9 protein-coding genes are annotated in these 13,950 nt (G+C 34.8%); all 9 read left to right on the top strand.

The annotated features are described in order from the left end of the window. Positions 1 to 2: 2 nt before the first annotated feature. Complete coding sequence (gene clpB / locus GKG01_RS02325) at positions 3 to 2,588, top strand: ATP-dependent chaperone ClpB (RefSeq protein WP_154272048.1); 2,586 nt, start codon at positions 3 to 5, stop codon at positions 2,586 to 2,588. A gap of 733 nt (positions 2,589 to 3,321) precedes the next feature. Further along, on the top strand, positions 3,322 to 4,185 hold the full coding sequence (galU, locus tag GKG01_RS02330) for a UTP--glucose-1-phosphate uridylyltransferase GalU (RefSeq protein WP_094225176.1): 864 nt from the start codon (positions 3,322 to 3,324) through the stop codon (positions 4,183 to 4,185). An 82-nt stretch (positions 4,186 to 4,267) separates the two neighbouring features. Next, positions 4,268 to 4,963, top strand: a complete 696-nt coding sequence (locus GKG01_RS02335; RefSeq protein WP_154272049.1) for a LytTR family DNA-binding domain-containing protein — start codon at positions 4,268 to 4,270, stop codon at positions 4,961 to 4,963. A gap of 7 nt (positions 4,964 to 4,970) precedes the next feature. Next, positions 4,971 to 5,636: an ATP-binding protein gene (locus GKG01_RS02340; protein ID WP_094204424.1), complete on the top strand. Its 666-nt coding sequence runs from the start codon at positions 4,971 to 4,973 to the stop codon at positions 5,634 to 5,636. A 79-nt stretch (positions 5,637 to 5,715) separates the two neighbouring features. Then, positions 5,716 to 7,518: an ABC transporter ATP-binding protein gene (locus tag GKG01_RS02345; RefSeq protein WP_154272050.1), complete on the top strand. Its 1,803-nt coding sequence runs from the start codon at positions 5,716 to 5,718 to the stop codon at positions 7,516 to 7,518. Further along, positions 7,502 to 9,337: an ABC transporter ATP-binding protein gene (locus GKG01_RS02350; RefSeq protein ID WP_154272051.1), complete on the top strand. Its 1,836-nt coding sequence runs from the start codon at positions 7,502 to 7,504 to the stop codon at positions 9,335 to 9,337. Before GKG01_RS02345 ends, GKG01_RS02350 begins: the two co-directional genes overlap by 17 nt. Before the next feature lie 53 nt (positions 9,338 to 9,390). Next, on the top strand, positions 9,391 to 11,421 hold the full coding sequence (locus GKG01_RS02355) for a cell wall-binding repeat-containing protein (protein ID WP_154272052.1): 2,031 nt from the start codon (positions 9,391 to 9,393) through the stop codon (positions 11,419 to 11,421). Positions 11,422 to 11,924: 503 nt separating this feature from the next. Then, positions 11,925 to 13,463 carry a cell wall-binding repeat-containing protein gene (locus GKG01_RS02360; RefSeq protein ID WP_154272053.1) on the top strand — a complete coding sequence of 513 codons (1,539 nt, stop codon included), beginning with the start codon at positions 11,925 to 11,927 and terminating at the stop codon, positions 13,461 to 13,463. Between the two features lie 269 nt (positions 13,464 to 13,732). After that, positions 13,733 to 13,950: transposase (locus GKG01_RS02365; protein ID WP_154272054.1), on the top strand; the 218-nt coding region annotated here is incomplete at its 3' end.

Consider the following 13,950-nt stretch of genomic DNA (forward strand, 5'->3'; position numbering starts at 1 on the left):
TTATGGATTTAAACAAATTCACACAAAAATCTGTTCAAGCAATTCAGGATGCACAAAATACTGCGATAAAATTGGGCAATCCAGAAGTAACGGATGTTCATTTGAGCTATGCGTTGTTGTCTGATTCAGATTCAATAGTTGCAAAGACTATTCAAAAATTGGGCGCAGATTATAAAAAAGTTGAGAGCGTTTTTAATCAAAAAATAGATTCTCTTCCTAAAAACGACAGTCAATCGAGTGTGTACCCAAGCACTGCTTTCCAAAGAATTTTGTTGAAAGCAGAGGACGAAGCTAAGTCTATGGGAGACAGTTTCGTGTCAGTGGAACATATTTTTATGAGTATTTTAGGAGAAAAAAACACTGTTAGTGCAGTTTTGTTGAAAGATTTTAATGTCAACAAACAAAACTTCGCTTCTAATTTGAAGGATTTGAGGGGAAATCAAAAGATAGATTCTGACAATCCAGAAGATACGACTGATGTGTTGACTAAATACGGTCGTAATTTGACTGATTTGGCGAAGGAAGGAAAGCTTGACCCAGTTATCGGTCGTGATGATGAAATCAGACACAGCGTTAGGATTTTGAGTCGTAGGACGAAGAACAATCCAGTGTTGATCGGTCAACCTGGTGTTGGTAAGACTGCAATTGTGGAAGGCTTGGCGCTTAGAATTGTGAACGATGATGTTCCAGAAACTTTGAGAAACAAATCTATTTTTGCATTGGATATGGGAAGTTTGATTGCCGGTGCGAAATTTAGAGGAGAATTTGAGGAAAGACTGAAAGCTGTCCTAAAAGAAGTGGCAGAATCTGATGGCAAAATCATTATGTTTATCGACGAGATTCACACTTTGGTTGGAGCCGGCAAATCAGAAGGCGCAATGGATGCCGCAAACTTGTTGAAGCCGATGCTTGCACGTGGTGAGATAAGAACAATCGGCGCTACAACGTTGGATGAATACAGAAAATACATCGAAACAGATGGCGCATTGGAAAGAAGATTCCAAAAAGTTTTAGTTGAAGAACCTTCAGTAGAAGACACGATTTCGATATTGCGTGGTATCAAGGATAAATACGAGATTTATCACGGAATCAAAATCACAGACAATGCTGTAATCGCTGCGGCAACTTTGTCGGACAGATATATTACTGACAGATTTTTGCCAGACAAAGCTATTGATTTGATGGACGAAGCGAGTGCGATGGTTAGAACTGAGATAGATTCTATGCCTGAAAGCATCGACGAAACTAAGAGAAAAATATTGCAACTTGAAATCGAACGTGCTGCTTTGAACAAAGAAGACGATGAAATGAGTAAAATCAGACTCGAAAATTTGGCAAAAGAATTGCAAGATACTAAAAACGAGTTTGATGCGATGTATATGGAATGGACTCAACAAAAATCTAAGGTCGACGAAATCAAGGACACAAAATCTGAAATAGAAGCTGTAAAACACGAAATGGAAGAAGCTCAAAGAAAATACGATTTTGAAAAATTATCTGAATTAAAATACGGAAAATTGGTCGAACTTGAAAACAAGCTTGAAGAATTGAACAAGAAAATGGACGAAGATGACAGTTCAATTATAAAAGAAAGCGTAACTGAAGATGAAATCGCAGAAGTTGTGAGCAAGTGGACTTCAATTCCTGTGACGAAATTAGTGGAAACAGAACGTGACAAGATTTTGAATATGGACAAGTTGTTGCACAAGAGAGTTGTGGGACAAGATGAAGCTGTAACTGCTGTGACTGACGCAATCATCAGAGCTAGAAGCGGTTTGAAATCGCTCAACAGACCAATCGGTTCATTTATATTCCTTGGACCAACTGGTGTTGGTAAAACAGAACTTGCAAAAGCTTTGACTGAAAATATGTTTGATGACGAAAAGAATTTGATTCGTATCGATATGTCAGAATATATGGAAAAACACGCAGTAAGTAGACTTGTGGGAGCTCCTCCAGGATATGTTGGATACGATGAAGGTGGTCAACTAACTGAGGCTGTCAGAAGAAAACCATACTCAGTGATTTTGTTCGACGAAATCGAAAAAGCACATCCAGATGTGTTTAACATTTTGTTGCAAGTTTTGGATGACGGGCGTTTGACTGACAACAAAGGTAGAACTGTCGATTTCAAAAACACAATCATTATTATGACAAGTAACATTGGATCGATGGATTTGATTGAAGGAATTGACGACAGCGGAAATATTTCTGATGAAAGCAGAAATTCTGTAATGGACGAATTGAAATCGAGATTCAAACCAGAATTTTTAAACAGAATTGACGATATCGTAATGTTCAAACCTTTGACAAAAGATGACATCTACAAGATTATTGAAAAACAAGTTTCGTTGTTGCAAAAACAATTGGAAGACAGACAAATCACTATCGAAATCGACGAATCTGCAGAAGATTTGATTATCGACAAAGCATATGATGTATTGTACGGTGCAAGACCAGTTAAGAGATTTATCGAATCCAACGTTGAAACAAAACTTGGACGTGAATTGATAAAAGGAACTGTGACTGACAAAGATACTGTCGTTATCACAAATGTAGATGGTGAATTGGGAATTAAAAAGAAATAGATTTTAGAGAATAGGTAAGAGCACAGGGCTTGCCTATTTTTTTAAATTGTAGCACTCATAATAAAAGCTCGTAACTAAGCGAGTCATCTGGAGAAAATTGTGCCAAATTCAATCGAAGAAATTCGTTAAAAAATCTCATTGTCTGAGTGCGTAGCACGAGTTTGAGATTTTAGAATTTCGAGATTAGAATTTGCCAATTTTCGTAAGCCAGACGATGCGTGTTACGACTTTTATTCCGTATCTTTGTATCGCGACTTTATTTCTGTTACCATAACAAAAAATGGGAAAGTTGTATAACGAGGGAGAAAATTGCCCACACTATATATATTAATAGAAAAGCAGAAAAACTGATTTGCACGAATATCTGGCTTACAAAAATAAAAAAATCCTCACGCTCATGCCCCTAAAATCTCAAGTGCGCCAAGGCTTTCACGAGTGAGATTTTTGACGGGTCATTTCGCTTGGATTTTTGATTATTTTCTCCAGACGATATTCTTAGCAAATGCAGTAATCTGCTTTTATTTCATGGACAAGCTTTTGAAATTATCACAGCAAGAATCAAAAGAGGGAGTGTGCAAATCGGTTTTGCACTTTTTGATAGCATACGCAACTTCAAAATCCTGCAATATTGCCCCCACCCACACCCCCCTTATAGCAAAAATCAACATTTCTTGTTACAATATTATTAGAGACAAATGATTTATGGCGTAAAATTATAACACGAGGAGTGACAATGAAGGTAAGAAAAGCGGTTATTCCTGCGGCTGGTTTTGGTACGAGGATGCTTCCTGCATCGAAATCTGTTCCGAAGGAGATGCTTCCAATCTACGACAAACCAACTTTGCATCATATTGTAAAGGAGGTTGTGGATTCTGGAATTACGGATATTTTGATTATTATAAGCAAGGATAAGGGATCTATCGAGGATTATTTTGATGTGAATTTCGAATTGGAATACGAATTGAACAAGAAGTCTTCGGAGATATCACGAGAAATTCACGAGCTTTCGAAGATGGCGAACATTTACACTATTAGACAGAAGAAGAAAAATGGTCTTGGAGATGCGATAAAATACGCAGAAAGTTTTGTTGGTGGTGAGCCTTTTGCGATTTTGTTGGGCGATGATATTATCTACAATACTTCTGATGAGCTTCCTTGTATCAAACAAATGGCTGATATTTACGAAAAGGAAGAGACGCCGGTTTTGGGTGTGCAAGAAGTTTCCTGGGATGATGTTGATAAGTACGGGATTGTGAATGGTGTGAAGACTTCGGATAGAATTACTGAGGTTGAGTCGTTGGTTGAAAAACCAAGTCGTGAGGAGGCTACAACTAACTTGGCAATTCTTGGAAGATACATTGTAACGCCAGATATTTTTCCGATTCTTCACGAAACAAAACCTGGCAAGAACAACGAAATTCAATTGACTGATGCTTTGAACAAGTTAGCCGAAAAACGCAAGATGATTGCGTATGATTTCATCGGCAAGAGATATGATGTAGGTAACAAGCTTGGTTTTGTGAAGGCTACGGTTGATTTTGCACTTCATGATGAGAAAATAAAGGATGAATTGTTAGAGTTTTTACGAGAAAAATAATTATTAGCTATTGGCACAAGGTGTCAGTAGCTTTTTTTAATGGAAAACAATTTGTTGTGATAAAATAAGACAGAGGTGTGTTATGAATATTGCAATCGTTGATGACGAAGAAAATATAAGAAATTTGTATAAGAAATATTGTGAAGAATGGGCAGATATCAACAAAATTGATTTGAAGGCTGAGCTTTTTTCATCTGGTGAGAATTTTATATTCAATTACGATGAAAATGATTATATAGATATTTTATTGTTGGATGTTGAGATGAAAAAAATTAATGGCGTGGAATTATCCAAGAGAATTCGTGAGAAAAATTCCGATATTCAGATTATTTTCATCAGCGGTTATCCAGAATATATCGGATACGGATATGATGTCAATGCTTTGAATTTTTTGATTAAGCCTATAAAAAAGGAGAAACTTTTCGAACTTTTGGACAAGGCGACTAATCAAATGAACAACAAGGAGAAGTTCATCATTGTTAAGGACGATGGTATTAATACGAAGATTTTATTGAAGGATATCTTAAGTTGTATTTCGGACAAAAATTACGTGGATATTTTCGCACAAAATAAAAATTACAGAGTTAGGATGACGTTGACACAACTATTGGATATGCTGGATGACAGATTTTTCAAGGTGAGTCGTTCGGAGATTATTAATATAGAAAAAATCTCAGAAACAAAGAAGGATTATGTTTTGTTGGAAGATGATAGCAAATTTTTGTTGTCAAATGCGAAGTTCAACGAGCTTAACAGAAAAATTATTGAGTTTTATTAGGTGAGATATGAGATTTTTGAGTAAAATTAGGATTTTGTTTTCTAAAAAAGATATTTTTGAATATCAACAGCAACTGTTGAACACTCATTATCAAGAAGTGGAGAATATGTACCGCGATATCAGAAAATTTCGCCACAATTACAGAAATCACTTGCAAACTTTGCGCTCTTTTGTTGCTGAAAATGATATGGAATCTATCAAGAACTACTTGGATAATTTGGATGAGAATTTGCATTCAATAGCACCTGTGATTAGGACTGGAAATAGGATGGCGGATGCTATTTTGAACTCCAAGATTACTATGGCGACTAATGAAAATATAAAATGCATTGCCGACTGCAAGATTTCAAATATTTTGGATATAAAAGATATCGATTTGGCGACTATTATCGGAAATTTGTTCGACAATGCGATTGAATCGGTGAGAAATTTGCCAGAAGAGGATAGATTTATCAGGATTTATATGGATATGAAGGGCAATAAATTGTACATTTCATTTACTAACAAGACAAGTAGCAAAAAACAGGAGAAGTTTGGCAGAATTTTCAAGTCGACAAAGGGCGAAAACAGAGGTCTGGGACTTATCAGTATCGACGAAATCGTTGACAAATACGATGGTTACATCAACAGAAATTCAGAGGACAATGCTTTTACGACGGAGATTTTGATATAGTCATCCCTGTTTTTGATATGCTTATCCCTAAAACGAAAATACGATAGTATTTCGGTTAATATATTATTGGGAGGTAATTATGAAGAAAAATTATTCTACAAATGATAATATTAAATTTATGTTCAATCTTGCGTGGAACAACCAAAAAAGTTTGATTTTCATGCTGATAATTATGGCTATCACGACTGCTGGAATTGATATTTTACAGTTGTATTTTACTCCACAAATTATCAAAATGGTTGAAAACTCACAAGATTTCACAACGATTATGCTTACTGTTGTCGTGTTTGCGGTTTTGATTTTCGTATGTTCTGCGATAAAAGAGTCGTTGGATTTGAGAATATTGTCCAAGAAAATCTACATAAGAAGTATTTTGATGAATCAATGTATAGAAAAATTCTTGTCGATGGATTATGAGATGACATTGGACAAGAATGTGTTGGATTTATCCGAAAAGGCGAACATAAACTTAGAAGGAAATGATAAAGCTACAGAAAATATCTGGCTTACGATGAAAGACGTTTTGTATTTATTAATCAGCACAAGTGTGTATTTGATTTTACTTGCAAGACTTCCTATTTTCATAATTTTGGTGTCGATTATCGCTAGTTTGATTAGTTTTCTGTATTCAAAAAAATTTAAACAATGGAAGTACGATAATAGGAAAACACAAGCTAAGTTTGAAAAGGAATTCAACTACATTTATTCAGTGAGCAGTCAAGAATACTCAAAAGATATCAGAATGTTTGGCCTAGGAAATTGGCTGGACGATATATACGACAGCGTTTTTGTGTTGTACGATGATTTCTTGAACAAAATGGGCAACAAAATGTTGATAGCAGATTTCTTGGATTGCGTGTTCAACCTTTTGAGAAATTCCGTTACATATTATTATTTGATAAATTTTGCAGTGAATGGCAAAATCGATGCCAGTATGTTCTTGTTGGCTTTTTCTGCACAAACAAAATTCGGATACGATGTTCAAAGATTGTTCAATTTTCTCAGTGTGCTTTTTATGGAAGCGAAGGACATCGCAACTGTGAGAGAGTTTGTGGATTTGGAAGAAAAGTTCAAAAAAGACGGAGGAATCGAATTAAATCCTGACGAGGATATTACGATAAAATTTGAAAACGTGGGATATAAATATCCAGGTAGTGACGAATATGTTTTGAAGAATGTGAACTTTCAAGTCAATCCACAAGAAAAGGTCGCTGTAGTTGGGCTCAATGGATCGGGGAAAACTACGTTGATCAAACTTTTGATAGGATTTTTGGATCCAACAGAGGGTCGTGTGCTTGTCAATGGAATTGATTTGAGAGAACTCAACAGAAGAAAATATTACGAGATTTTCTCTGCGGTGTTCCAAGATTATTCGATATTGCCGGAAACAATTTACATGAATGTAACTCAATCAAAATCCACAGATGATGTGGAAGGCGTGGAAGAGGTGTTGAAATTAGCAGGACTTTACGACAAAGTTAAGGAATTTCCAAATGGAGTATTCAACACGATTGAAAAATATATCTATCAAGATTCTCCAGTTTTATCAGGAGGGGAAACACAAAAACTACTTCTTGCGAGAGCTTTGTACAGAAATTCGAAGTTTTTGATATTAGATGAGCCAACAGCAGCGCTTGACCCATTGGCGGAAAGGGATTTGTACAACAAATACAATGAACTAACGAAAAACCACACGTCCGTATTTATTTCTCATAGAATGGCTTCGACGAGATTTTGCGATTACATTTTGCTGATTGGAAATAAGGGGATTGAAGAGCGTGGAACTCACGAGGAATTGATGGAAAAGGGTGGAACGTACAAGTATTTGTTCGACACTCAAGCGAAATATTACAGGGAGGACTACAATGCAAAAGAATCTTAAACTATTCAAAGATACTTGGAGTGTTTTGTGGAAAAATTACAAAAAACTTATCATCAACTACACTCTTAACTGTTTATTCTCAGCTATATTCCCTTTAATTAGTATTTACGCATCTGCTAGAATGATAGATGGAATTGTCAACAAGATGCCTGTGAGATTTGTAGGTAAATGGGCAGTAATTGCTTTGTTGTCAGTGTTTTTCATTCAAATAATTCTTGCTTTGACGAATAAAATCCAAAACACATACAAGGACAAGAAATACGAGATATTTTTCCATATTTTATCCAAAAAATTCAATGAATTAGATTACAAACAATCCCAAGACACAGACATTATCGGAGAAAAATCGAATATAGAACAAAACATAAACATCGGTGAATTCGGAATTATAAGAGTTCTTTACGCATACGATATGATATTGGAGTCTTTATTGGCGATGATAGGTAGTTTGGTGTTGTCGTATCAATTTCTCATTACAAGCTGGAATGCACCAGAAAGTTTTTCGTTTCTAAATAGCGTCTGGATAAATGTTTTGTTGATTGTAGTTGTTGTATTTTTATCATGGATTTCACAGAAATTCAACGCAAAACAGTTTGAAATTTGGAACAAAATAGCTGAACAAGGAAAATTTGGAAATCGAGTGTTCTCATTTTATTGTTGGCGAATGAAAGATAAAAGCAGGATGCTGGATACAAGAATGTATCGTCAATATAATATTGCAGCTAATATGCTTAATGAATGTGGGATTTTTAATCCTGGTGGATTTTTCGATAGAATTATGTCGACAGAAGGTGTCACTTACAAAATACTCAGCGAATTTTTCTCGAAATTACAAGTTTTGTTGATTTATCTTGTCGTAGTATCCAAATCATTGCTTGGAGCTATTTCAATAGGAATGCTCAGCCAATATTTGGGAAGTTTGATAAATTTTACAAGTAATTTGTCGAAATTCTTGGAAGGAGTTGCATTGTACAAGAGCAACACTCCGTATGCAGAACTTATGATGGATTATTTGCACAAAAAATCGGAGTTTTACAATGGAAGTTTGACTACGGAAAAAAGATCCGACAAAAAATACGGAGTCGAATTTAAAAATGTCAGCTTCAAATATCCTGGAACTGACAATTGGGTATTGAAAAATATCAATTTGAAATTCGACCTTGGGAAAAAATTGGCGATTGTAGGGCAAAACGGTTGTGGCAAGACTACTTTTGTGAAGTTGTTGATTAGATTTTACGATGTTACTGAAGGGGAAATCTTGTTGAATGGAATTAACATCAAAAAATACAGATACGATGAGTATTTGAAAATATTCTCAGTTGTATTCCAAGATTTTAATTTGTTCGCATATCCATTGGCACAAAATGTTGCTTCGGGAATGGATTACGACGAAGAAAAAGTAGTTCAATCGCTCAAAGATGTCGGAATGTACGACGATGTTCAAAAATGGGACAAGGGAATCCAAACTTATCTGTACAAAGATATCGACGAAAATGGAATTAGCGTTTCCAAAGGTCAAGAACAAAAAATCGCCATTGCAAGAGCATTATACCAAGACAGTCCGTTTTTGATTTTGGATGAACCGACTGCGAGCCTTGACCCTATAAGTGAAGCTGAAATTTACGAGAAATTGGGCGAAATAATCAAAGACAGAACTGCGATTTTTATATCTCATAGGTTATCTAGTTGCAAATTCTCCGACAAAATTATCGTGTTCGACAAGGGAGAAATTGCTGAAACTGGAGATCACGACAGCTTAATAAGCAAGAACGGAATGTACAAAAAATTGTGGGATGCACAAGCGGAATTTTATGTATAGAAAATGATATTATTTCCTCGATATGTGGTATAATTTTTATTGAGGAGGAAGGTATGAATAAAAAGAAGTTATTGATAGCTTTTCTACTAGCATTTTCAATGACAACAGGAATTAGTTACGCCGAAGAAGAAATTATTTCACCAAAAGTTGAAATAAATGACGAACAATTAAATCCCGAAAATAGTTCAAAACAAGAAAATTCTACAGAAAAAGCTGACCAAACAGAAAAAAAGGACGAAGAACAACCAAATGAACAACCAAAAAAGGAAGAACACAAGGAAGTTCTTACGGACAAAAACGTAGCTGAAAGAGTCGAAGGACATGACAGATTTGAATCTGCAAACAAAATCCACGACAAGTTTTTCGAAAAGACAGAAGAAGTTGTACTTACATCCAGCGATGTGTTTGCGGATGCTATAAGCTCTGGCAACATCACTGATGGCAAAATGCCTATTTTGTACACAGAAGGTTCATCTTTAAACGAAAAAACTAAAAAACAACTTCTAGACAGAAAAATCAAAAAAGTTCACATCATTGGTGGCGAAAAGACAATCAGCAAAGATGTTGAAGAATTTTTGAAAAAAATGGGAATCGAAGTTGAAAGAATCGACGGACATGACAGATACGCTGTCAACGCAAAATTAGCAAAGAATAAGAAAAACGCTGACACATTGGTGTTTGCTAGTGGAGAAAATTATGCAGATAGTTTGAGTTCTGTTGGACTTGCAAACAAAACAAAATCTCCAATTCTTCTAGTACAAAAAAACACACTACCTACATCAATCAAAGAGTATTTATCATCAATCGATAAGACAAAGATTTTAAAAAGTTATATTGTAGGTGGAGCTAACAGCATTAGCGATTCTGTAAAAGCAGAAATCGACAGCATTCTTAATTTGAAATCTACAAGAATTGCAGGTCACGACAGATACAAAACAAGCGTTGAAGTATCCAAAATAGCTTATCCAAACGCCAAAAAAGCTATATTTACAACGGGAGAAGTGTATGCAGATGCATTAGCAGCAGCTCCTGTTAGCCAAAAAATCGACGCTCCAATTGTTTTAGTTCCAAAAGACAACATTCAATTGGAAAAAGAAGCGAACTCTTCTAACAAAACTCAAACTCACGAAAACTACTTGAAAGGTTTGAATGTAGAAGAAAAATCTTATGTTTTTGGCGGAGAAAACTCTATCTCAGATGATTGCTTCACAAATATTAAGAACGCATTATTAAAGAAAGATTTAATCAAAGTTTATAAAACTGATAGAAATGTATTCAGATTAAAAGATTACGTTGTTAACAACAAAGCTATCTCTTTGTTAACAGAAATGAAAGATTCAGCTAAAAAAGTAATCGATGTTGCAGTTAACAAGATTTTGAAGGTTGTTAAGGTTGAAGATAAATGGGTTAACTTATCATTTAACGGAATTAAGGGATGGATTAGACCGGAAGGATTCAAATACTACAATCCACAAGATTTCGGAATATCACACATAACAGTTCCAAATATAATGAACCAAATGAACCCAAAATCACAACGTGGAATTAAACAAAAAGCGGCCCCAATTGGTTGCGAACCTACTGCAATGTATCACGCATTACAAGCAAAAGGTTATGCGTTAGAGTACACTTACAACGAATTTTTGAATCAACTTCCTATGAACACTAACAATAACAACACAGGTTTTTCAAGAAATCCTTACGTTTGGGATGCTTATTACCACACAAGAGTTATGGCAACATATATGAATCCAGAACCAATGACTAAGTTTGCAAACAGATTTGCAAATGGAAAAGCGGAAAATATTTCTGGTTCAAATATGAGAGATATAATAGCAGAACTTCAAAATGGTAACACAATCATGTACTACGGAACATTAAGATGGGAAAAACCAAGATGGTCAACTAATGTTTACGGAAAGAGATTTTTCGCAAACAACCACGGAATTTGCATCAACGGCTACAATCCAAAAACAAACAGATTCTACATTGCAGATCCTTGGTACTCAAACGAAATCACAAAATCATATAGCGAAGTATCGGAAAATTATTTGTCAAGAAGAATGGCAGTAGTAGTAAGATAGATGAATGGTCTCTTTTATAGGGACCATTTTTTGATTGACGATTATAAAAATGAGCAAACTTCATGCACGAATATCTAGATTACTGAAATTGATGATTTCTAAATCTTAAAATCCTAAAATTTGAAGCACGCTTCGCTTACGCGGTCAAATTTTTGACGGATTTTTTCGATTTGAAACCAAAGCAATTTCATCCGTATGATATTCTTAGTATGAATGTTTGCTATATTTGAAAATCTTTTAAGTAAGGAACGATAAAATTGAAAACTTCATGCATGAAAATTGCGTTCGCTGAGATTATTGATTTCTGAATCTTAAAATTGGAAAAATTAAACACAAAATTGTAATAGTTTGTTATAAAAAAATTGTGGACTGTTTTAATAGGAGATAACGACATAAAAAGATTTTTACATTAATACATTTATGATGTATAATATAATTGTAAATACAAAAACGGTATCCTCACATAAGGAAACCTAGTATTAATAATTAGAAGGAGAAAAATTATGAAAAACAAAAAAGTATTGGGATTAATGTTAGCAGGAGTAATACTAGCAAACATAATTCCACAAGTGTCATTTGCAGCTAAAGGTGTGGATGTTCAAAGAATTAAAGGCAATAATAGATACGACACATCAATCGAAATTAGCAAGCACGCTTTTTCAAAGAGTGACAAGGTTGTGGTGGTTAGCGGCGAAAAATTTGCTGATGCATTGACTGCTGGAAACTTTGCGGATCAAGCACCAATTTTATTGACAGAAAAAGCAGGAGCATCTTCTGATTTGCAAAAAGAAATCGACAGACTTGGAGCGAAAGAAGTCATCATTATCGGTGGTAAAGGATCTGTATCTGAAAGTGTAGAAAAAACACTAAAACTTCAAGGTAAAAAAATCACTAGAATTTCTGGAAATGACAGATACGAAACATCGACAAAAGTAGCTGAAGTATTAAATGCTAAGAACAATATCGTATTGGCTAATGGTGAAAAGTTCGCTGATGCGTTGTCCGCAGCTCCTTACGCTATTTCAAAAAACAAAACTCTTGTATTAACTAACGGAAAAACCTTGCCAAAAGGTGTTGAAGCAAAAAACATCAGTACTATAATTGGCGGCAAAAATTCTGTAAGTATTAAAGGATTGGAAAATGTAGCAAGAATTTCCGGCAAAAATAGAAATGATACTTCAATAGAAGTAATGAAACAAATCGGTACAACTGAAAAAGCTGTAATCGCTGATGGAAGAGATTATCCAGACGCTTTATCAGCAGCACCACTTGCAGTTAAAATGAATTCAGGAATTTTATTATCTGACGATTCAGCAATAGACAGCATAATATCATTTATAGACAAAAATGGAATTAAGCAAGTAACTATAATTGGTGGAGAAAAATCAGTTTCAAAAACTCAATACGAAAAATTAACTGGCGAATATAAACCAGAAAAGAAACCAGAAAAGAAACCAGAAAAGAAACCAGAACAAAAACCAAATACTGAAGGTAAAAGAGTAAAAGATACTAATCTTTCCAACTTCAACATCAACACACCTCTTTCATTAAGAGAAGAAGAATTAGCTAAAAGAATCAATGACTATCGTAAATCAAAAGGATTGAAGCCATTAAAAGTTTCTAAGTCATTGACATTTGTTGCAAGAACTCACAACAACGACCAAAACAAATATTACAGCGAAAGTTGGAAGGACAAAAGAGGAATACCAGCAAATCTTCACAGCTGGTCAAATCACGGAAAATGGAAACCGGTAATGTACACGCCAGATCACAAATACCAAGAAGGTATGTGGAATAAACCAAAAGAATTGACAAACTTCAAAGTTGACGGATACGAAATTTCTGCCATGAGTGATTTCACAACAGATGATGCAGCAGCAAGAGCGCTTAATATTTGGAAGAATTCCCAAGGTCACAACGCAGTTATCGTTGGAGAAGGTGACTGGAATACGATTAGTGTGATGGGAGTTTCAATTAACGGTGGATATGCTGATATTTGGTTTGCAGATGAATCAAATGATCCAGCAGGATTCCATAAATAAAATAAAATTTAGGGAGGCTTTGGGCCTCTCTTTAGTACCATAAATAGTGTAAGAAAGGAAATAATTCCTATCTTGCACTATTTTTGTATAATGAAGAAGTAGTATGACGAGCCTCTTTTAGGGTTGAAACATCCGCCACAAAAACTGTCAACTACCTTTTCATTATTCATATTCGGTTAAGCAGGTTGGGCAATACGTCCGTGTCACAAGCTAAAAAGAGTGTAATGGTGCAGGTAGAAACTACAAACTAAAAAGAAAGAAGGAAAATCATGATATCTGTAGGAATAGATATATCAAAAGACAAAATCACAGTTTGTGCATTAGAACAAGGAAGCAAAATAATATGGAAACCATTTGATGTTTCTCTAAAAAAAACAGAAGTAGAAAAATTATTGAATAAACTAGAAAAGTTAAAAGAAGAAGTAAAAATAACAATGGAAGCAACAGGAAAATATCATCTACCAATACTTTATGAATTAAAAGATAG

The sequence above is a fragment of the Finegoldia sp. BIOML-A4 genome (genome assembly GCF_009679635.1).
Taxonomy (GTDB): domain Bacteria; phylum Bacillota; class Clostridia; order Tissierellales; family Peptoniphilaceae; genus Finegoldia; species Finegoldia magna.

Coding starts and splice junctions, on each gene's coding strand:
- GKG01_RS02335 (WP_154272049.1), top strand. CDS start 4,268: ATGAATATTGCAATCGTTGATGACGAAGAAAATATAAGAAATTTGTAT.
- GKG01_RS02350 (WP_154272051.1), top strand. CDS start 7,502: ATGCAAAAGAATCTTAAACTATTCAAAGATACTTGGAGTGTTTTGTGG.
- galU (WP_094225176.1), top strand. CDS start 3,322: ATGAAGGTAAGAAAAGCGGTTATTCCTGCGGCTGGTTTTGGTACGAGG.
- GKG01_RS02345 (WP_154272050.1), top strand. CDS start 5,716: ATGAAGAAAAATTATTCTACAAATGATAATATTAAATTTATGTTCAAT.
- clpB (WP_154272048.1), top strand. CDS start 3: ATGGATTTAAACAAATTCACACAAAAATCTGTTCAAGCAATTCAGGAT.
- GKG01_RS02360 (WP_154272053.1), top strand. CDS start 11,925: ATGAAAAACAAAAAAGTATTGGGATTAATGTTAGCAGGAGTAATACTA.
- GKG01_RS02355 (WP_154272052.1), top strand. CDS start 9,391: ATGAATAAAAAGAAGTTATTGATAGCTTTTCTACTAGCATTTTCAATG.
- GKG01_RS02340 (WP_094204424.1), top strand. CDS start 4,971: ATGAGATTTTTGAGTAAAATTAGGATTTTGTTTTCTAAAAAAGATATT.